The sequence below is a fragment of the Tsukamurella sp. USMM236 genome (assembly GCF_037148755.1).
Classification (GTDB): Bacteria; Actinomycetota; Actinomycetes; order Mycobacteriales; family Mycobacteriaceae; genus Tsukamurella.
This window is the reverse complement of the sequence record NZ_JBBCSS010000009.1, coordinates 99,526-120,089: the sequence shown is the minus strand read 5'-3', so window position 1 is coordinate 120,089 and position 20,564 is coordinate 99,526. Positions and strand designations below refer to the sequence as shown.

Here is a 20,564-nt window from a genome sequence, read left to right as displayed (position 1 = left end):
GCGTGGCGGGCACGACCGTGAGGTCTTCGATGCTATAGGAGCCGGAGTGATCCGGTGGCGTTCAGGTGGCCGCTGGCGCGAACTACCGGTTCGGGCCAGCGGAGTCCGCCGGACCTTCACTGCGCCTCTTTTCAGAAGAAGTATCTAGGGAAGAAATATGTCATCGTCATAAGGCCTGTGGAGGATGTGGAAACTCGCCGTCCGCGCAGCGCGGGTGGCGTGTCGGGGTGTTGACGACGCGCCGCAGCGATTGTGGAACTACATCCGTGTGATTGGTGAGGAACGCCGCCTGTGGAAACCTGTGGATGAACTCTCCCCAGGTCACTCCTGGGATTTCGGGGATCTATCCACAGGCTGTGTGCAGTACTGGTGAGTAACTCACAGTTCTCCGGCCGCCGCCCGGCGCGTACGGTGTGACCATGGGATATCCGGATCCGCAGCGCCCGGGAGAGCACCCCGGCGGCCAGAACTACCCCGTCGGCCCCGCCGCGCAGAATGTGCCGAAACCGACACGCGAATACGAGCGCCCCGGTGACGGACCGGTAGATCCGGGCGCACCGCAGGGCCCGCAGGCACCCGTCGGAGGCCCGGTGGGGCCCGCCGGGCCGGGGCCGCAGGAGCCGCCCACGCAGCAGTACGACGGTGGCTATCAGCTCGGCTACGCGCCGGGCGCGCCCGGCGCGTACGGGGATCAGTACGGCCAGTACGGCGCGCAGCCGCCGCAGGGTCCTCCCCCGGGCCCCGGCGGCCCGGGCGGTGGTTCGGGCGGCGACGGTGACGGCTCGGGCGGCAACCGGAAGCTGCTGTGGATCGCCGCGGCGGCGGTGGCCTTCGCGCTCGTTCTCGCGGTGATCGTCGCGCTCGTGGCGACCAGCGGCGGCCCGTCGAACACGACGGCCTCGTCCGAGACGACGACCGCTCCCCCGACCACGACCACCACGAGCACCAAGCCCGGCGGCATCACGCTGCCCAGCGGCGTCCCGTCGGGCATCTCGATCCCGCCCATCTTCGGCGGCGGCTCGAGCACGGGGCCCGACGCCCGTCAGTGGCGGGTGGAGGTCACGGGCAGCGGCTCGGCGCAGCTCGTCACGGTGGGCGTGCCGGATACGGGTCTCTTCGGTACGCAGCCGCTCCCGTGGTCGAAGGCGTTCACCTCGGACGCGCCGCTGGTCACGGTGACGGTCCTCGGTTACACCGGCGACGTCGGCTGCTCGATCACCCGCAACGGCAAGGTCGTCTCCGAGGAGAGCAGTACCGACGGCTCGGGCGGACCGCTGATCTGCACGGCGGGTCGTTCGTAGGCGCGCCGCCGATGTGATCGCGGGTCGGGCGCCGACGGGCGCCGGCCCGCGGTGGCGTTCGACTACTGGCTGCGGCGCTTGATGCGCGTGGTGAGTTCCTGCACCTGGTCGTAGACCCGGCGCCGCTCCGGCATCTCCTTGCGGATCTTCCGCTCGGCGTACATGACCGTGGTGTGGTCGCGGTCGAAGATCTGCCCGATCTTCGGCAGCGAAAGCTCGGTCAGCTCGCGGCACAGGTACATGGCGATCTGCCGCGCGTGCGTCACGGCCCGCGCGCGCTCGATGCCCTTGAGGTCCGCGACCGAGATCTCGAAGTACTCCGCCACCACGGAAAGGATGGTGCTGGAGGAGATCTCGATGGTCGTGGTGTCGGGCACCAGGTCGCGGAGCACCATCTCGGCGAGCTCGTACGTCACGTCGGTCTGGGTCAGCGAGGCGAACGCCGTGACGCGGATCAGCGCGCCCTCGAGCTCGCGGATGTTCCGGTCGATGCGTGTCGCGATGAGCTCCAGCACGTCCGGCGGCACGTGGATCCGCTCCATCTGCGCCTTCTTGAGCAGGATCGCCATGCGGATCTCCAGCTCGGGCGGCTGGACGTCGGTGATCAGGCCCCACTCGAACCGCGTGCGCAGCCGGTCCTCCAGTGTCGCCAGCTGTTTCGGCGGGCGGTCGGAGGAGACCACGATCTGCTTGTTCGCGTTGTGCAGGGTGTTGAAGGTGTGGAAGAACTCCTCCTGGATACCCAGCTTCCCCTCGAGGAACTGGATGTCGTCGACCAGGAGGATGTCCACGTCGCGGTACCGCTGCTTGAACTGGACCTGCCGGTCGTCCTTGAGCGAGTTGATGAAGTCGTTCGTGAACTCCTCCGTGGACACGTACTTCACGCGCATCCCGGGGAACAGGCGGCGGGCGTAGTGGCCGGCGGCGTGCAGCAGGTGGGTCTTGCCGAGCCCGGACTCGCCCCAGATGAAGAGGGGGTTGTACGCACGGGCCGGGGCCTCGGCGACGGCGAAGGCGGCGGCGTGCGCGAACCGGTTCGAGGCGCCGATGACGAAGGTCTCGAAGGTGTACTTCTGGTTCAGGCTCGAGCCGGACGATCCGGTCATCGCCGTGCCGTTGGTCGCCGGGCCGGTCATCGGCGGGGGCAGGTGGACCGACGGTGACGGTGCGCCGCGCGCCCCCGCCGCGATCTCACTGACGGGAACGGTGAGGTCCGCCGTACTCGGGCCGGAGGGGCCCTCGTCCACCGCGACTGCGACGGGGGCGGGCGGCGCGGCCGGCGGCGTGGCGTCGGGCGAGATGCGCACGCCGAGCTCCACGTCCTGCCCCAGCCGGGTCGAGAGCGCCGCCACGAGCGGCTCGCGGAGGCTGCGCTCGATCGCGTCCTTCATGAGCTGGGAGGGCACCGCCACGAGCGCGAAGCCCTCGGTCAGGGTCAGCGGCTGGACCAGCTTGAGCCAGGCCTTCTCCTGCTTGGTGAGGGTGCGGTCGGTGTTGTCTCCGCAGAGTTCGTCGACCACGGCGGTCCACGTCTCGATCAGCGGATCGACGGTCATCAGGTCCTCCACACCGGGTTTGAAAGCCTTCGGTCTCCGGCTTCCGACCGGCGTTCTCGTTCGCACGTTCACACGTTCCATGTCGGGCTGTGCATAACAGCACCCCGCCCGACCTGCGGATGAACTGTACTCCACAGGTTCATCCACAGGTGTGGAGGACTGCGGGTACAGGTGTTGTCAGCCGTTGGCTTCGGCTGGGAACGACGAGGTCGTAGAACTGCGGGTCAGTGCTCCGGTCGAACCGGATTACGGTGCAGCACCGAGCCCGCTACACGCCCGGTGCCCTTCGGCCCGAAGCTGCCGTGCTCGGGGTCCACGGGGTGCCGCGGCCGTGCTCAGCAATCGCATTCGGCAAAGTTAACAGAGTGGAGCGCGGTCCTCAACACAACGCACATTCCCGCAGGATGCGGTGGGATGTCGGAGGCGCTCGGCGTGTCGCCGCGGACGGATTGTGAGGCTCGTCACGCCGTCCCGCGTGCCTCGGTTTGACCTTGTCAGTGGGGATAAGTAGTCTTGACCGGTCTGTGCGCACACCGATTCCTCGGGCGAGTTCGACCTCAAGTCGAGCTTCACGTGCCGCCGAAGATTTCCGTCCACCGAACGGCGGCGCATGAGCGCCGCCCATTGAACAAGGAGTGTCACCGTGGCCAAGGGCAAGCGGACGTTCCAGCCGAACAACCGTCGCCGCGCGCGGGTGCACGGCTTCCGTCTCCGTATGCGCACCCGTGCCGGGCGCGCGATCGTCGCTTCGCGTCGGACCAAGGGCCGCGCGAAGCTGACGGCCTGATTTCCCCTCTCGCGTAGCGCCACCGCGTACCGGTCCGCCCGGTCGCGGTGGCGCTGCTGCAAAGGCGATGGAGAAGGCAGACCACTGACGTGCTACCCGCCCGCTACCGCATGAGTTCGTCGCGCGACTTCGCCGCGGCGGTCAAAGGCGGTAGGCGTGTGGGCCGCCGCTCCATCGTGGTGCACGTGGCGACATCGACGAAGACGAGCCCGGTCCCCGCTTCCGAGGGGGGACCGGGCCTCGTCGTGTCCACGGACGATCCGGTGACGCCGGCGCCGAGGGTGGGCCTGGTCGTCTCGAAAGCCGTGGGCAACGCGGTGATTCGGCATTCCGTCGCGCGCCGGCTGCGCGCCGCCGCCGCCTCCGTGGCCGGCGAGCTGGACGACGGGGCCCTCGTCGTGATCCGCGCGCTGCGTGCTGCGGCGGACGACGACGCGAACGAGCTGACCGCACAACTGCGTTCGGGCCTGACGAAGCTGGGTGCGCTGTGACCGCGGCCCCACGTACGAGCGCCGGGAGCACGCTGCGCGCTGTGCCCCGGCGGGCATTGATCTCTCTGGTGCAGCTGTACCGGACATGGATCTCCCCCGTGCGGCCGCCGACGTGCCGATTCACTCCCACCTGCAGCGAGTATGCGGTGGAGGCGCTTTCGGCGCACGGCGCCGTCAAGGGCGTGTACCTCAGTACCATTCGCCTGCTCAAGTGCGGGCCGTGGCACCGCGGCGGTTGGGACCCCGTCCCGGAATAGCCGCCGCCGCCAGCGGCTTCCACCCCCCGATGCGCGAATCACCGCGCCCACGAACCTGTTCGAAATAGATCGGCAAGGAGCACAGCCCCGTGTCAAGTTTCAATCCGATGTCCTTGGACTACGTGTACTACCCGGTGTCGGGCATCATGTGGGTCTGGCACAAGGTCTTCTCCATCGTGCCCGGCCTCGGCCCCGATAGCGGGATCACGTGGGCCCTCTCCGTGATCTTCCTGGTGCTCACCCTGCGCGCCATCCTGTACAAGCCCTTCGTCCGGCAGATCAAGACGACCAGGCAGATGCAGGAGTTCCAGCCGCAGATGCAGGCGCTGCGGAAGAAGTACGGCAAGGACCGGCAGAAGCTGGCCCTGGAGATGCAGAAGCTCCAGAAGGAGCACGGCTTCAACCCGCTGCTCGGCTGCCTCCCCGCGCTGTTGCAGGTGCCGGTGTTCATCGGCCTGTTCCACGTGCTGCGCTCGTTCAACCGGATGAGTGGCGGTACCGCGCAGATGTTCGGCTCGCCGGACATGAACGCGTACGAGACCCGGCACACGGCGAACTACTTCTTCTCCGCGACCGACGTGCAGAGCTTCCTCGATGCGCGCCTCTTCGGCGTGCCGCTGTCCTCGTACGTCCAGGAGCCCGTCGCGCAGTTCCAGGCCTTCATGCCCGTGGGTCCGGACCTCGCGTACATCGAGCCGAACTTCCAGAAGTGGTGGATCATCGCGCTCTCGGTGCCGCTGATGATCGTCGCGGCCCTCGCCACCCACTTCAACTCGCGCGCGTCGATCGCCCGCCAGCCCGTCGCCTCGCTGGACAACCCGCAGACGGCCATCATGAACCGCCTCATGCTGTGGGTCTTCCCCATCGGCGTCCTGGTCGGTGGCTTCTTCCTGCCCGTCGCCATCCTGATCTACTGGGTCACCCAGAACATCTGGACGTACTGCCAGCAGCACATCGTCTTCGGCAAGCTCGACAAGGAGGACGAGGAGAAGAAGCGGCTGGCACAGGAAAAGCGGGCCGAGAATGCCCCGAAGCCCGGTGCGAAGCCCAAGAAGGCCGGCACGGCGACGTCCCTCACCAAGGCCGCGGAGACGGTGTCCGACGACGCCGAGGACGCGGCGGAGGAGGCGGCACCGTCGAAGCCGACCCCCGGAGCCAAGCCGAAGCCCCAGCACCCCTCCGCCAATGCGCGGCAGCAGCAGCGCAACCAGCAGCAGCGCAATCGGAACAAGAAGCGCAAGCGCTGAGCGCGGCCCCACGAACCCCTGATGATCGAATTCCCAAGGAGTACCCATGCCTGACGACGTGACCGTCGAGGAGGAGCAGACCGTGACCGAGGCCATCGCCGAGGTCCCGGCCGAGAGCCCCGCCGACGAGAGCCCCGCGGACGAGGTCGACGAGCTGGTCGAGGAGGGCGAGATCGCCGCCGACTACCTCGAGCAGCTGCTCGACATCCTCGACTTCGACGGCGATATCGACCTCGACGTGGAGGGTGGCCGCGCCATCGTCGCGATCGACGGCGGCGAGGACCTGGCGAAGCTGGTCGGCCAGCGCGGCGAGGTGCTCGATGCCCTCCAGGAGCTGACCCGGCTCGCGGTGCAGCAGTCCACCGGTGACCGCAGCCGCTTGATGCTCGACGTCGCCGGGTGGCGCGCGGGCCGGCGCACCCGCCTCTCCGGCCTCGGCACCGAGATCGCGCAGCGGGTCGCGGAGTCCGGCGAGAAGGAGTCGCTCAAGCCGATGACGCCGTTCGAGCGCAAGATCGTCCACGACGCCGTCGCCAAGGTCGACGGTGTCCGCTCGGAGAGCGAGGGCGCGGAGCCGAACCGTCGCGTCGTGGTGCTGCCCAGCGCCTAGACTGGACGTAGGTGAACGATGGGTCCCGGGCCGTGCGCCTGGGGCCCATCGTCGTTTCCGGGCACGGATAGCCCGAAACTGGTGTGTGCGATTGTTACAAGAGAGGTTTCACGTGGAACGGCGCGACGAGGTGGCGGAGAACCCCGCCGACGACGAGGCGAGTGTGGACGCGCTGCCCCCCGCTCCCCCGGTCGCGCGGGAGGTCTTCGGCGATCGCCTCGGGCTCGCCGAGGAGTACGCCCGGGTGCTCGCGACCGACGGCGTCGTCCGCGGGCTGATCGGCCCGCGTGAGGTTCCGCGGCTCTGGGAGCGGCACGTGCTGAACTGCGCCGTGCTCGGCGAGCTGCTCGAGGCCGGCGAGACCCTCGTCGACATCGGGAGCGGCGCCGGCCTGCCCGGCGTGCCGGTGGCGATCGCCCGGCCGGACGTCGAGGTGATCCTCGTGGAGCCGCTGCTGCGCCGCGCCGTGTTCCTCGAGGAGTTCTGCGGGCCGCGGCTGCCGAACGTCCGCGTGGTCCGAGGTCGCGCCGAGGAGCGCTCCGTCGTCGAGGCGGTCGGCGGTGCGGACGCGGTGACGTCGCGCGCGGTGTCCGGCTTCCCCAAGCTAGCCCCGTGGTCCGCTCCCCTGCTCCGCGACGGCGGGCGGCTGCTCGCGCTCAAGGGCTCGCGCGCGGCGGAGGAGATCGAGGAGCACGGCGCGATCCTGACGAAGGCGGGTCTGCGCGATCCGGAGGTCGTGTTGTGCGGCGTCGGCATCGTCGATCCCGCGACCACCGTGGTGCGTGCCGTCCGTCGCGCGCCGGTGAAGAAGAAGCGTGCCAAGGCTCGACGCTAGCCCGAAACCGGACATTTACGGCGCGGTTTTCGCGCACCCGACCACCCACGGGCTGTTTCGACACGTGACACCAGCCGGATTCTGACGGCCCCACAGCGCGTCCCTCGGTGGCCTATTTGGCACGATCGTACGAGAAAATCGCCGTGGGACGATCGGCCGCGATGGGATCTGCGTCCTTTCACCCCCACTCCCCCGACACCGAGGTCACCGGTCTCGGCGCGAGTCCCCGCCGCGGGCGGGCCGGCGCCGGCTCCCCGTGAACCGCGACGGTGAGCCCGCGGCCGCTCGGGATCGGCCGGCCCGGTCGCGCCGCCGGGCCATCACCTGACCGTCTGACGGAGCGTCGAGCGGGCTCGTTCGTCGGCGAGCTGAGCCTCGATCCGGAGGCCCAGGCGGAGTTGAATGAGGGCGCGTCCGAGCACCGTCGGCTGTCATTCGCCGAGGGCGAGTCACTCGGGCGGCGTGCGACCGGAGAGGCTGCCGGGCGCCCGGGACCCTGCGGACGAGTCATCGGGTGCCCCGTCCTCGGTTCGGGAGTGGACGACTCGGGAGCCCGGCCGGGTCGGGGCCGCCGCAGCGGGCGCGTGAGTCCAGCGCCGAGACGGGATCTCCGGACAGTGACCGGACAGTGATCTCGACCCATCCCATCGGTCCGGCGGAGAAGCGCTGGTGCGCCGAGCGGCTCGAAGCGGAGCGCGTGCGGCGCCGTCCGCCGGGAGCCGCTCGCCCGATCGTCTCTCTCTGGGGGCGGGCCGCCCTGCCCCCGCGGTGAGTCGCCGCCTCGTTGGCGACGGCGGAGCCGGCGGTACTCGGGGTAGGCACGCCGCGTAGGGAGCGATCGGAACCGGGGTGCGGGCGGCGTGCAGCGGACGGCGCGGCGCAGCGCGAGGCGGCGCTGGGCGGTCCTGGGCGCGGCGGCGGACTCGTGCGGCGGGTAGGGCTGCTCCTTCCCCTGCCGATTTCGCCTGCCGACCGGGGGCGAGCCACAGAGTCCCTGGAATCGGCTGCGACGGCGGTCCAGGGTGAGACTTGCACGGCCCGTCGTGCGGTCGTTCCCGAGCCCACGGCGAGGAGGGACGAGCCGGATGCACACGCCGTTCCCCAAGGGCTACTCCCCGAACCGGCGCGGGCGGCCGAACGTGGGAAGCGGGATAGCGCTGCGCCGCGGTCGGTGGGCTCACGCGGCGGTCCGAATGGGTCGCGGAGTGGAGTAGGCGCCTGGCCGGCCGGTCTGCCCAGGTGTTGATGGCGGCGCTGGGTCGGGCTCTGCGGGCGTCGACTGGACCGGCACGACCCACAAGAAGTCGGCGGGCGAGGAGTTGTCCCGACGAATGAACCGGGGCCGCGCTCGCGGCATTGGCCGGAGAGCTCGCACCGCGGATCACCGCGCACCGGAGCGATTCGCGACTCGCTGTGTTTCACGTGGAACGGCAGACCCGTCGGCGTCCTCGCGAGGAGACATGGCCGACATCCGGTCGTGTGTGCGTGAGCGGCGCAGACGCTCGCGCGGACGAGGGCGCGTTTCACGTGGAACCGCAGACCTGTCGGCATCGGGCCCGCGGGAGACGTGGCCGCTATGCGGTCGTGCATGTGGGAGCGTCGCAGATACTCGCGCGGACGAGGCGGCGTTTCACGTGGAACGGGCGGAGACATGGTTCGGCGGACCGGCGTCGGGGTGGGGTACCGCGGAAAGCGCGAAGCGGAACGGGATGGGACGCCGACGAGGGGACTCGCGGGAACGGAGGACGGTGCGACGTGTGACGAGAACCGACGGCTTTGTGGGTGGGGTGAGGGAAGGCCGGCGCATCGCGGGACGGTGGGACACGGCGACGGTGCGCCGTGTGCGAGCAGGCTCCGGTGCACGGATGGACGGGCGCATCGGCTCACGTGGAACAGGCTGCCGGTCGGCGTGGCGTAGGTGCGTGAACGGTCGCGCTGATTCCGGTGCCAGAACAGATGGGCGGGACGTTTCACGTGGAACGCTCCCGATGGCGCGGCGTCGTCTCGCCGCCGAGGCGATGAGCACGGAACGGGCGCCCGTAGAGCGCAGCATTCGTGTGGCCGGATCGCCTGCCCCGGCGAGCGCCGCAGTGAGGAACGGAGTGACGGGCGGGCGGCGAGACACGAAAACGAGAAGTAGCCGGCGAGGTGCTGACACGGACGTGCGACGGCGGCATGAAGACCGTCCCGAGCGACACCGGCGCGGAGCGCACCGACTCTGCCGACCAAGAGACCGCCCTCGAGCCGTGCGCGCGCCTTGGACACGCCACCGGGCGCTCCTGTCGCGACGCGAGGCGACGCCGCGGCGGCCTGCGGATCGCGGGCGATGGCCGACGGCACGAAGCACAGACCGATGCCGGCGCGGGGACTGGACGATCGGGAGCGCGCAGTCCGCGGCGTTGACTCCGCGGCACGGGGCCGATCGACGCCGCGGGGTAGCGCGACGTGGCCGACGATGGGCACACCGCCGCTCTTGCCGGCGCCGTTCCTGACGTCGCCGTGGCGTCTGTTTCACGTGGAACGTCGACACCGTGTCTCGACTCGGCGGCGACCGCGGCGGGCCGGTCTTCGTCGAAGTGACGTACGGGACCCCGTCACCGCGGACCGGCTGGGCGCTCGCGCCGTCAGCCGAAGGCGGCGGGACGACCGAGCGGCGGTACACGCCGCGACGGCACCGGCCGGCCCGCTCCCCCGGATATGACGACGACGCCGCCGCCGCGACAAGAATCCGCGTCGACGCGCCCGGCGGGGTCATCGGGATCAGGCGTGCCACGTCGCTGGCGCCGAGGTGCCGGACACAGCCGTGCCGGCACCGTCGGCGGAGGGACGTGCGTCGACGACGTGGCGACGTTTCACGTGGAACCCCCGCGTGGCGACGGGCCGCGGACGGAACGGGTCGTCCTCGCGGAGGCCGGGCTGACGCACCCTCGCGGAGAAACTAGGATGGGGTCAACAGCTGAGGAGAGCGCGTGACTGATCACGAATCCGGCTTCGACGTTTCACGTGGAACCACTGAAGATGACACCCCCATCGCCGCGGCCGCCCGCCGTGCCAGCCAGGTCCTGACTCCCGGGGCGGCGGGCACCCTGCCCAAGCCGTTGGAGCGCCGCGTCCTGACGATCGCCAACCAGAAGGGCGGCGTCGGCAAGACGACCACCGCGGTGAACCTCGCCGCCGCGCTCGCGCTGCAGGGGTTGCGCGTCCTCGTCGTCGACCTGGACCCGCAGGGCAATGCGAGCACGGCGCTCGGCGTCGACCACCGCTCGGGCGTCCCGTCGACCTATGAGCTCCTGCTCGGCGAGACGACGCTGGAGGAGGCGATGGCGCAGAGCCCGCACTCCCCCAATCTCTTCTGCGTGCCCGCGACGATCGACCTCGCCGGCGCCGAGATCGAGCTCGTCAGCATGGTGGCCCGTGAGACCCGGCTGAAGAACGCGCTCAGCGTCGCGGCGGCGGAGGACATCGACTACGTCTTCATCGACTGCCCGCCGTCGCTGGGTCTCCTCACGGTCAACGCGCTCGTCGCGGCGAAGGAGGTGCTCATCCCGATCCAGTGCGAGTACTACGCGCTCGAGGGCGTGGGGCAGCTGCTCCGCAACATCGAGCTCGTGCAGTCGCACCTGAACAAGGACCTCCACGTCTCGACCGTGCTCCTCACGATGTACGACGCGCGCACCAAGCTCGCCGACCAGGTGGCCGCCGAGGTGCGCAACCACTTCGGCGAGCGGGTGCTCGGCGCGACGATCCCGCGCAGCGTCAAGGTCTCGGAGGCGCCCGGCTACGGCACGACGGTCCTCGACTACGACCCGGGCTCCCGCGGTGCGATGAGTTACCTCGACGCGGGCCGCGAGCTCGCCTTCCGCGGCGCCGGGCAGGCGGTGTAGTCATGGCCGCGCAGAAGAAGGGCGGCCTCGGCCGCGGACTCGCCGCACTCATCCCCACCGGCCCCGAGGAGGGCCCCCGGCTCGGCAACGCCGCAGCCGACGTCATCATCGGTGCGCGGCCGGCGACCCCGGCCCCGGAGGACCCGCGCGAGCGGCCCGCGCGGCAGGCCCGGCCCGCGACGGAGGAGCCGGCACCGTCGGACCTCGCGGAGTCCGGCGCCGTGTACCGGGAGATCCCCCCGGCGGCGATCCAGCCGAACCCGCAGCAGCCCCGTTCGGTCTTCGACGAGGAGGGGCTCGCCGAGCTCGTCCATTCGATCCGCGAGTTCGGGCTCATGCAGCCGATCGTGGTTCGCCCGCTCCCCCGGCCGCAGGGCGAGCTGCGCTACCAGCTCGTCATGGGCGAGCGGCGCTGGCGCGCCAGCCAGGAGGCGGGCCTCGCCGCCATCCCCGCGATCGTGCGTGAGACCGCCGACGGCGACATGCTCCGCGACGCGCTCCTCGAGAACATCCACCGGGTGCAGCTCAACCCCCTCGAGGAGGCGGCCGCCTACGCGCAGCTGCTCGAGGAGTTCGGCGTCACCCACGACGAGCTCGCCACCCGCCTCGGGCGCTCGCGGCCCGTCGTCACCAACACCATCCGGCTGCTGCGGCTGCCCGTCGCCGTGCAGCGCCGCGTCGCCGCCGGGGTGCTCTCGGCCGGTCACGCCCGGGCGCTCCTCGCCCTGGAGGCCGGCGCCGAGGCGCAGGACCTCCTCGCCGCGCGGATCGTCGCCGAGGGCCTGTCGGTGCGGGCCACCGAGGAGGCGGTCACCCTCGCGAACCGCGGCGACGGCACCGTCGTACCCGCGGCGCCCAAGCGTCCGCAGCCGGCCGACCCGGGCCTGCGCGAGGTGGCCGACCGGATCGCCGATCGCCTCGACACCAAGGTCACCGTCTCCATGGGGAAGCGGAAGGGCAGGATCGTCGTGGAGGTCGGCTCCGTCGACGATCTCGAGCGCATCGTCACCCTGCTCGCCGAGAAGTGACGCGGCATGGCGCTGACGATCGTCCCCCTCACCCTGGGCGGCTTCGACGACCTGCCGCGGCACATCCGCCGCTGCGTCTACTGGGAGGTCGCGCCGGACGGTGAGACCCTCACCGACACCGAGTTCGACAAAGAGGCGTGGCTGTCGATGCTCATGCTGGAGTGGGGCTCCTGCGGGCAGGTCGCGATCGACCACGCCGTCGACGGCACCGAACGGGTGGTGGGCGTGGCCTTCTACGCGCCGCCCCGCAGCGTTCCCCGGGTCGCCGACTTCCCCACCGCCCCCGTCAGCCCCGACGCGGTCCTGCTCACCTGGGCCGGCGCCGAACCGGGCATGGACGTGCGCGTCAAAGAGGAGCTGGTGACCGCCGTGTGCACCGACCTGGTGCGCCGCGGCGTCCGCGCGGTGGAGGCCTTCGCCCTGCTCACCCCCGTCGGGATGTTGACGGAAGACGTTGTGGCGCAGATCAATTGCGGTCCGTGCGGGTGCAAGACCCCGCCCCTGACCGACGCCGACTTCCTGGAGCAGATGGGCTTCGAGACCGTCGCGCCGCACCACCGCTTCCCGCGGCTGCGCCTCGAACTGTCCGAGGGGCTGGGCTGGAAGGCGGGCGTCGAGCACGCCCTGGAGCAGCTGTTGGCCGCCGGCGCCGCCGAAGCGGCCCTCAGGACCGCGCTGGAGGGCACGGGGGACGCCGCGGCACCCGTGGGGAGGGCCGGGGAGCGCTGACGCCGCACGGGGCCGCTCAGGCCCCGACGGTGCGCTCCCCCGTGCCGGGCGCGCGGGCGGCGGACCGTCAGGCCCGGTTCTCGGCGTTCTCCTCGAGCTCGAGGAGCTCGGCGAAGGTGTAGGTGCCGGTGGGGCGGTCGTTCTCGCCCAGCAGGTACAGGCGCTTGACCGCCACGAGGATGGCCTCGGCGATGGTGTCGCGCATCTGCGGCGAGGCCAGGACGGCCGCGTCGTGCGGGTTGGTGGTGTAGCCGATGTCGATCTGCACCGTGGGCATCCGCGTCAGGCGCACGATGTCCCAGGTGCGGCCGTGGTAGTGGCAGTCCGTGAGCGGCGTCCGCGCGACGATCTCGCGCTGGATGAAGCCGGCCAGGTTGCGGCCGATGTTGGAGCTGGCGCCGTGCGTGTTGCCGAAGTGGAACGAGGCCACGCCGTGGGCGCGGTCGTTGGGGTAGTGCGCGGTGCGCAGCGCGATCATCATGTCGGCGTCGAAGGTGTTCGCCGTGTACGCGCGGGTGCTGTCGTCGGCGTCCATGCCGCGCGGGCGCGACAGGTAGGTCTCCATGCCGGCGGCGGCCATGCGGCCCTCGAGCCGCGAGCCCAGGTCCCAGAGGATCTCCTCCTCCGTGATGGGCCGGCCGTCGGGCCCGCGCACGGCGACGCCGCGGTCGGGGCCGCCCAGGCCCGGATCGATGACGATGCGCTTGCCCGACAGCCGCGGGCCGGAGCTGCGGACGTGCTCCTCCTCGCGGATGGCGTGCGGCGAGCCGCCCGTCACCCGGGAGCCGAGGAAGGTCAGCGAGCGCAGCGTGGCGGGCCCGCAGATGCCGTCCGCGACGAGGCCGAACTCGCGCTGGTAGGCCGAGAGGCCCAGGTGGGTCTGCGGGCCGAAGAGGCCGTCGATCATGCCGGCGTAGAAGCCGAGGTTCTGCAGGCGCGCCTGCAGGGCCGCCACGTCGTCGCCCGACGGGGGCGCGGAGGCGATGTAGCTCAGCGTGCGCGCGCCCAGCTGGTAGGTGGACTCGCGGAGCGCCCGGTACGTGGCGGGGCCTACGACACCGTCGACCAGCAGGCCGCGCTGCTGCTGGAAGGCGCGGGTGGCGCGGTCCAAGCGGCGGTCGAAGACGGCCTCTGGGACGGTCCACCCGCCGACCACCAGGTCGGTGGGGGCCACGTAGTCCCGGAGGAAGCCCTGGTCGGCGAGGATGCCGCGGATCTCCGCCACGGCGCCACCGTGATCACCGAGGCTGATGCGTGGCATGGAGGACCCTTCGGTAGCTTCCTGCGGGCGGGCGGCCCGCAGGACGGGAAATCGAGTACACGATACGGCCTCGGGGCCCTCCGACCCAACGCGACGGCGCGTCACACCAGGCCGTCGAGCTCCTTGAGGATCGCCGACTTGCTCTTCGCACCCACCAGCTTGGCGGTCGGCTTGCCGCCCTGGAACAGCATCAGCGTGGGGATGCTGAGCACCTGGTAGTCGCGGGGCGCGGTGGGGTTCTGGTCGACCTCGATCTTCGCGAAGGTGACCTTGTCGCCGTGCTCGGCGGCGAGCTGCTCGAGCACGGGTGCGACCACCTTGCACGGGCCGCACCAGGTGGCCCAGAAGTCGACGAGGACGGGCTTCTCGGACTGCAGGACCTGCTCGATGAAGGTGTCGTCGGTGAGGGTGACGATCTCGGCCATGGCGGTACTCCTCGGTGCGGTTCTTCGGGGGACGGACTACTGGGCGACGGCGGCTTCGCGGTGATGCGCGAGCCAGCGCTCGGCGTCGATCGCGGCGGAACAGCCGCTGCCGGCCGCCGTGATGGCCTGGCGGTAGGTGTGGTCGACGAGGTCGCCCGAGGCGAAGACGCCGGGCACGCCGGTGGCGGTGCTACGGCCCTCGACCTGCACGTAACCCTCGTCGTCGACGGTGACCTGGCCCGCGACCAGCGCGGACCGGGGGTCGTGGCCGATGGCCACGAACAGGCCCGTGACCTCGAGCGTGGAGACGGCGCCCGTCACGGTGTTCTCGACGAGCAGCGACTCGACCGACTTCTCCCCCTGCACGGCGTTGACCTTGGCGTCGGTGAGGAAGCGGATCTTCTCGTTGTCGCGGGCGCGGTCGAGCATGATCTTCGAGGCGCGGAAGTTCTCGCTGCGGTGGATCAGCGTGACCGACTTGGCGAACTTGGTGAGGAAGATCGCCTCCTCCATCGCCGAATCGCCGCCGCCGACCACGGCGATGTCCTGGTCGCGGAAGAAGAAGCCGTCGCAGGTGGCGCAGGCGCTCACGCCGCGGCCGAGCAGGGCCTCCTCACCGGGAATGCCGAGGTAGCGGGCGGCGGCGCCCATCGCGAGGATCACGGCGCGGGCGCGGTAGGTGCCCTCGGCCGTGACGACCTCCTTGATCTCGCCGTCGAGCTGCACGGACTCCACGTCCTCCATGCGCAGATCGGCGCCGAAGCGGATGGCCTGCTCGCGCATCTCGTCCATGAGCTGCGGGCCCATGATGCCCTCGCGGAAGCCGGGGTAGTTCTCGACCTCGGTGGTGGTCATCAGCGCGCCGCCGAAGTTGGTGCCCTCGAACAGGATGGTGCTCAGCTCCGCGCGACCGGCGTAGACGCCCGCCGTGTATCCGGCCGGACCCGATCCGATGATGATCACGTCCGCGATATCGGTGCCCGCTGCAGTCATTACCCACCCAACCTGTTGAAGAAGCGCCCGGTCGTCCCGGGCCGACATGTGTGCCAACGGCGCCGGACCCGACAATGTTCCCGCGCCGCCTCCTCCCAGATTACGGCGTGGCCGCGCGGCCGGCCCCGCCACCGGTGAGGACGCGGTCGACCAGCACCGACGAGACCTCCCCCCGGGCGCACGACGGGGTCACCGCGAGCAGCCGCAGGTCGCCCAGCCTGCCGCCGGGCAGGAGCAGCACCGTCGCGCGGTCGTCCCGGACGTGGACGGGCCCCGCGCCGAGCAGGGTCCGCTGTGCAGCGGGCACGGACGCCGTGTCCAGGCAGCGGGCGAGCGCCGTAACGTCGGCGAAGGGACCGCGGTCGCCGCCCGGCGTCGCGGCCGCGAGGAGCACGCCGCTCTCGGGCTCGGCGGGCGCGTCCCGCACGGTGCTCAGGGCGACGGTGCCCGCCAGCACGCCGACGGCGGCCGCCGCGGCCGCCAGGGAGTACCGCAGCCGGCGACGCGGCAGGACCGGCGGCCGAGCGGCGCGGATCGCGGCCGAGATCCGGCGGTCCCCGAGCGGGGAGTCGGCGGTGAAACCGTCCGGCGCGGACCACTGCGCGAACGTGCGGTCGCGGTACTCCGCCAGCGCCGCGTCGAGCCGCGCCTCCTGTGCGCGACTGAGCGGCCGGTCGTCGTCCTCGCCGTCCGCCGGCGGTACTGCCTTCCCCATCGGAAACCTCCTCTCATGAATTGGACGCACCAGCCCGCCGATCGGTTCCCATCGATTTCAATACTTGTTGTGCGGCTGGCGAACGACCCGCACGCAGGGCCGGGAAACGGCCGGATCAGCGCAGCAGTCGCTCGAGCCGGACGCGGGCCCGGGCCCGGCGGCTCTTGACGGTGCCCGGCGCGACGCCGAGCTGCTCCGCGGCCTGCGTCACGGACAGCCCGTACATGTCGACGGCGACCACCGCGGCCCGCTGGTCCTCGGGCAGCATCCGCAGCGCGGCCTCGACCGAGAGGCGGCGGTCCAGTTCCTCCGCGCCGCGGCCCTCGTCCGAGGCGAGGCCGCTCAGGTCGTCGGGCATGGGCAGCGACGTGCGCACCTGATTGCGTCGCGCCCGGTCCAGGCACGCGTTGACCACGATGCGGTGCAGCCAGCTCCCCACCTTGCAGTCCCCGCGGAAGCTCGGCGAGAGCTGGAAGGCCCGCAGCATGGCGTCCTGCAGGCAGTCCTCGGCGTCGGTGTAGTCGCGGATGGTGCGTAGCGCCGTCGCCCGCAGCTGCCGGGCGTGCCGTTCGAAGAGCTCAGCGAAGGCGTCGCCGTCGCCGCGGGCGGCGTCGGCCAGCAGCTTCTCGTCGGAGACCGGGGCGTGCCCGGCGCCCGACGCGTGCCCGGCGCCCGCCGGGGCCGCGCACGCGGCGTCGTGCGGCGTATCGGTCACCGGATCCCCCGACCCGGCCGACCGCGAGATGGTGTTCCCCCACTCGGTCATGCACGGGATCGTAGAGGGGCCCGATACCGTTCCGAGACCATTTCTTTGCTATTCAATCTTCGACACGGAATACGCCGGCGGATTTGCGATAGCGCATGGGGCTCGCGGATTCCGTGTGAGCGGTATTACACTCGCGTCTAGGCCAGGTGGCGCACCCGTCGCTGTGGATTCTCCATTCACCGCGCGAGCTACTCAGGAGGCCTCTCATGGTCGATTCGTCACGTCCGTCCGCTCCCCTGCCGTCCTTCGGCTCTCCCGGCGCCGATGCCGCGGGTCCCGACGGCACCCGCATCGTGGACGCCGCCGTCGCCCGGGCGCAGCGATGGCTGCGCACCAGCCGCGGGCCGCGCCCGGCCGAGGTCGGCCGCCGGGAGGCCGCCGCCACCTCCAGTCTCGCGGCGCTGCTGCACGATCCGAGCGGCGTCGAGTTCACGATGGGCTTCGTCGACCAGGTGGCGCGCCCCGAGGACGACCGGGTCGCGGCGAAGGCGCTGCGGCGCCTCGTCTCCCCCGCCGCCGGTGGCGCGCCCGGGCGGGCCTTCATGAGCCCCGTCGACGCGGCGCTGCTCCGCGCGGGCACCGTCGCCGCGGGGATCGCACCGTCGATCGCGATGCCCGTCGCGCGGCTGCGGCTGCGACAGCTGGTGGGCCACTTGGTCTTCGATGCCGACGGCGACCACCTGCAGCGGCGCCTGCGCCGCGCCCGCGAGACGGGCGTGCGGCTCAACCTCAACCTGCTCGGCGAGGCCGTGCTGGGACAGGGCGAGGCCGATCGCCGGCTCGCCCGCACGCACGAGCTGCTCGCCGACCCGGCCGTGGACTACGTCTCCATCAAGGTCTCGTCCGTGGTCGCCCAGCTCGTCCCGTGGGATCTCGAGGGCAACCGCGACCGGATCGTCGAGCGGCTGCGGCCCCTGTACCGGACGGCCCGCGACGGCGGGAAGTTCGTCAACCTCGACATGGAGGAGTACAAGGACCTGCACCTGACGATCGAGGTGTTCACCGCCCTGCTCGACGAGCCCGAGTTCCGCTCCCTCACCGCCGGAATCGTGCTGCAGGCCTACCTCCCCGACGCCATGGGCGCCCTCGCCCGGCTCACCGACTTCGCGCGTCGCCGCGTCGCCGCAGGCGGCGCCCCGATCAAGGTGCGGCTGGTCAAGGGCGCCAACCTCGCCATGGAGCGGGTGGACGCCGAGGTGCACGACTGGCCGCTCGCCACGTACGGCAGCAAGGCCGACGTCGACGCGAACTACCTGCGCATGGTCGACACCGCGCTGCGCCCCGAGAACGCCGACGCGCTCCGCATCGGCGTCGCTTCGCAGAACCTCTTCTCCGTCGCCTACGCGGTGGAACTGGCGGAGCAGCGGGACGTGCAGCGCCAGTTGGACATCGAGATGCTGCAGGGCATGGCGCCCATGGAGGCCGCCGCCGTGCGCGCCGACGTCGGTTCGCTCATCCTCTACACCCCGGTGGTGCACTCCGGCGACTTCGACGTGGCGGTCAGCTACCTCGTGCGCCGGCTCGAGGAGAACGCCTCCAGCGACAACTTCCTGTACTCCATGTTCAGCCCCGACCCCGACGCGATCGCGCTGGAGGAGAGGCGTTTCCGCACCGCCTTCGCCCGACGTGCCGCCGTGCAGGACGGCCCGAACCGGGTGCAGGACCGCACGACCGCGACCGCGACCGGGATCACGGCTCCGGGCGACGGGCCGTTCGTCGGCGAGCCCGACACCGACCCCTCGACCCCCGCGAACCGGGCGTGGGCGCGCGCCGCCCTCGCGGCGCCGGACACCGTCGAACCGCCTGCGCGGGTGACGGATCCGGCTGCCGTCGACTCGGCCGTCGCGACCGCGCTGACGGCGCAACGGGCCTGGGCGGCGCTTCCCGCCGACGAGCGGGCGGCGCTGCTGCGCCGTGTCGCCGACGAGCTGTCGCGCCGCCGCGGCGAGCTGCTCACCGTCATGTCGTACGAGGCGGGAAAGACCGTCGCCGAGGCGGATCCGGAGATCTCGGAGGCCATCGACTTCGCCCGCTACTACGCGCAGAGCGCCCTCGAACTCCGCGACGACGAGGCGGCCTTCACCCCGCACCGCCTCGTCGTGGTCACCCCGCCGTGGAACTTCCCCGTCGCGATCCCCCTCGGCGGCGTGCTCGCGGCCCTCGCCGCCGGCGCCGCCGTGATCATCAAGCCGGCGCCGCAGGTGCTCCGCTGCGGGACCGCGGCGATCGCCGCCCTGCACGCCGCGGGCGTGCCCGCCGGCCTCGTGCAGCTCGTCAACGCCGACGAGGCGGATGCCGGGCGCCGCCTGGTCACCCATCCCGACGCGGACGCGGTGGTCCTCACCGGCGCGAGCGAGACGGCGGCGCTGTTCCGTGGCTGGCGGCCCGAGCTCGAGCTGCTCGCGGAGACCTCCGGCAAGAACGCGATGATCGTGACGCCCGCCGCAGACCCCGATCTGGCGGTGAACGACCTGGTGCGCAGCGCCTTCGGCCACGCCGGGCAGAAGTGCTCCGCCGCCTCGCTGGGGATCCTGGTCGGCAGCGTCGGTTCCTCGCAGCGGTTCCTCGGGCAGCTGCAGGACGCGGTCCGCACCCTCGTCGTGGGCGAGGGGCACGACCTCGGCACCACGGTGGGCCCGCTCATCGAACCCGCCTCGGGCAAGCTGCTGCGCGGGCTCACCGAGCCCGCCCCGGGCGAGCGCTGGCTGGTCGCACCGCGGCGGCTCGACGAGACCGGCCGGTTCTGGGCGCCCGGCGTGCTCGACGGCGTCGCCGAGGGCAGCTGGTTCCACACCACCGAGCTCTTCGGCCCGGTGCTCGGCATCATGCGCGCCGCGACGCTCGACGAGGCGCTGCGCCTGCAGAACTCCACCGGATACGGCCTCACGGCGGGCCTGCACAGCCTCGACCCCGACGAGATCGACCACTGGCGCGAGAAGGTGGAGGCGGGCAACCTCTACATCAACCGGCACATGACCGGCGCCATCGTGCAACGGCAGTCCTTCGGCGGCTGGAAGCGCTCCTCGATCGGCCCCGGCGCCAAGGCCGGCGGCCCCAACTACGTCGCCCAGTTCGGGCGCTGGGCCGACACGGCCGTGCCCGCGGCGCCCGAGGTCGCGCCCACCGTGTTCAGCGAGCGGATCATCGCCGGCGCCCGGGACCTGGCCCCGGACGACCTGGCTTGGCTGCACGCCGCCGCCGCGTCCGACGAGCGCGCCTGGGACGCCGAATTCGGCGTCGAGCACGATCCCACCGGCCTGGCGAGCGAGACGAACGTGTTCCGCTACCGGCCGCTCCCCCACCTGGAGGTGCGCGTGGGCGCCGGCGCCCGCCCCCGTGACCTGGTGCGGCTGCAGCTGGCCGCCGCCCGCACCGGGACCCGCCTCGACGTGACGGTGAGCCCTGAGGCCCCGGCGATGCCCTTCGAGGCGCCCGAGCACACCGCGCGGGACTACGCCGACGGCCTGGCCGGACGCGCCGAGCCCGTCCGGATCCGCCTGCTGGGCGCGCCGGAACCCGAGGTGGAGGCCGCGGCGGCGCAGCACGGCCACAGCGTGCTCCGCGGACCGGTGCTACTGTCCGGCCGGCGCGAACTGCTCAGCGTGCTGCGCGAGCAGGCGGTGAGCACCACCCGGCACCGGTACGGTCACCTCGCCGGCGGGACGGGCCACTAGGGCCC

17 protein-coding genes are annotated in these 20,564 nt (G+C 71.7%); 11 read left to right on the top strand and 6 right to left on the bottom strand.

Features of this window, described 5'->3' with window-relative positions:
- Nucleotides 1–419: 419 nt before the first annotated feature.
- Nucleotides 420–1,301: a hypothetical protein gene (locus tag WFK95_RS22700; RefSeq protein ID WP_336672071.1), complete on the top strand. Its 882-nt coding sequence runs from the start codon at nt 420–422 to the stop codon at nt 1,299–1,301.
- Nucleotides 1,302–1,363: 62 nt separating this feature from the next.
- Here the strand turns inward: WFK95_RS22700 and dnaA are convergent, their stop codons facing one another.
- Nucleotides 1,364–2,857, bottom strand: a complete 1,494-nt coding sequence (gene dnaA, locus WFK95_RS22695) for a chromosomal replication initiator protein DnaA (protein ID WP_336672070.1) — start codon at nt 2,855–2,857, stop codon at nt 1,364–1,366.
- A 643-nt stretch (nt 2,858–3,500) separates the two neighbouring features.
- Here dnaA and rpmH point away from each other — a divergent pair.
- The 9 genes from rpmH (at nt 3,501) to WFK95_RS22650 (ending at nt 12,725) form a co-directional block, all read left to right on the top strand.
- A complete protein-coding gene (gene rpmH / locus WFK95_RS22690) occupies nt 3,501–3,644 on the top strand; it encodes a 50S ribosomal protein L34 (RefSeq protein ID WP_224644767.1) in 144 nt (47 codons plus the stop codon).
- Nucleotides 3,645–3,754: 110 nt separating this feature from the next.
- A complete protein-coding gene (gene rnpA / locus WFK95_RS22685) occupies nt 3,755–4,135 on the top strand; it encodes a ribonuclease P protein component (protein WP_374201258.1) in 381 nt (126 codons plus the stop codon).
- Nucleotides 4,132–4,392 carry a membrane protein insertion efficiency factor YidD gene (gene yidD / locus WFK95_RS22680; RefSeq protein ID WP_224644766.1) on the top strand — a complete coding sequence of 87 codons (261 nt, stop codon included), beginning with the start codon at nt 4,132–4,134 and terminating at the stop codon, nt 4,390–4,392. The genes rnpA and yidD overlap by 4 nt, the downstream gene beginning before the upstream one ends.
- A gap of 107 nt (nt 4,393–4,499) precedes the next feature.
- Nucleotides 4,500–5,639: a membrane protein insertase YidC gene (yidC, locus tag WFK95_RS22675; protein WP_224644765.1), complete on the top strand. Its 1,140-nt coding sequence runs from the start codon at nt 4,500–4,502 to the stop codon at nt 5,637–5,639.
- Between the two features lie 46 nt (nt 5,640–5,685).
- On the top strand, nt 5,686–6,249 hold the full coding sequence (locus WFK95_RS22670) for a Jag family protein (RefSeq protein WP_224644764.1): 564 nt from the start codon (nt 5,686–5,688) through the stop codon (nt 6,247–6,249).
- A 163-nt stretch (nt 6,250–6,412) separates the two neighbouring features.
- Nucleotides 6,413–7,084 carry a 16S rRNA (guanine(527)-N(7))-methyltransferase RsmG gene (gene rsmG / locus WFK95_RS22665; protein WP_224644946.1) on the top strand — a complete coding sequence of 224 codons (672 nt, stop codon included), beginning with the start codon at nt 6,413–6,415 and terminating at the stop codon, nt 7,082–7,084.
- A 2,969-nt stretch (nt 7,085–10,053) separates the two neighbouring features.
- Nucleotides 10,054–10,968, top strand: a complete 915-nt coding sequence (locus WFK95_RS22660) for a ParA family protein (RefSeq protein WP_224644763.1) — start codon at nt 10,054–10,056, stop codon at nt 10,966–10,968.
- 2 nt (nt 10,969–10,970) lie between these two features.
- Nucleotides 10,971–11,996: a ParB/RepB/Spo0J family partition protein gene (locus WFK95_RS22655; protein WP_224644762.1), complete on the top strand. Its 1,026-nt coding sequence runs from the start codon at nt 10,971–10,973 to the stop codon at nt 11,994–11,996.
- Between the two features lie 6 nt (nt 11,997–12,002).
- Entirely contained in the window at nt 12,003–12,725 is a 723-nt protein-coding gene (locus WFK95_RS22650; protein WP_224644761.1) for an acetyltransferase, read from the top strand.
- Nucleotides 12,726–12,792: 67 nt separating this feature from the next.
- Here WFK95_RS22650 and WFK95_RS22645 read toward each other — a convergent pair whose 3' ends face one another.
- The 5 genes from WFK95_RS22645 to sigM all read right to left on the bottom strand — a co-directional run bounded on the left by WFK95_RS22645 (nt 12,793) and on the right by sigM (nt 16,885).
- Entirely contained in the window at nt 12,793–13,986 is a 1,194-nt protein-coding gene (locus tag WFK95_RS22645) for an N-acetylmuramoyl-L-alanine amidase (RefSeq protein WP_336672069.1), read from the bottom strand.
- A gap of 101 nt (nt 13,987–14,087) precedes the next feature.
- Nucleotides 14,088–14,411: a thioredoxin gene (gene trxA / locus WFK95_RS22640; RefSeq protein ID WP_224644759.1), complete on the bottom strand. Its 324-nt coding sequence runs from the start codon at nt 14,409–14,411 to the stop codon at nt 14,088–14,090.
- A 36-nt stretch (nt 14,412–14,447) separates the two neighbouring features.
- Nucleotides 14,448–15,404 (bottom strand): thioredoxin-disulfide reductase, encoded by a 957-nt coding sequence (gene trxB, locus WFK95_RS22635; RefSeq protein WP_224644758.1) that lies wholly within the window; start codon nt 15,402–15,404, stop codon nt 14,448–14,450.
- 100 nt (nt 15,405–15,504) lie between these two features.
- The gene (locus WFK95_RS22630) at nt 15,505–16,119 is read right to left on the bottom strand and encodes a hypothetical protein (protein ID WP_224644757.1); all 615 of its coding nucleotides are present in this window, start codon (nt 16,117–16,119) and stop codon (nt 15,505–15,507) included.
- Nucleotides 16,120–16,234: 115 nt separating this feature from the next.
- A complete protein-coding gene (sigM, locus tag WFK95_RS22625) occupies nt 16,235–16,885 on the bottom strand; it encodes an RNA polymerase sigma factor SigM (protein ID WP_224644756.1) in 651 nt (216 codons plus the stop codon).
- Nucleotides 16,886–17,091: 206 nt separating this feature from the next.
- Here sigM and WFK95_RS22620 point away from each other — a divergent pair, with 206 nt between their 5' ends.
- Nucleotides 17,092–20,559, top strand: a complete 3,468-nt coding sequence (locus WFK95_RS22620) for a proline dehydrogenase family protein (protein ID WP_224644755.1) — start codon at nt 17,092–17,094, stop codon at nt 20,557–20,559.
- The last annotated feature ends 5 nt before the right edge of the window (nt 20,560–20,564 follow it).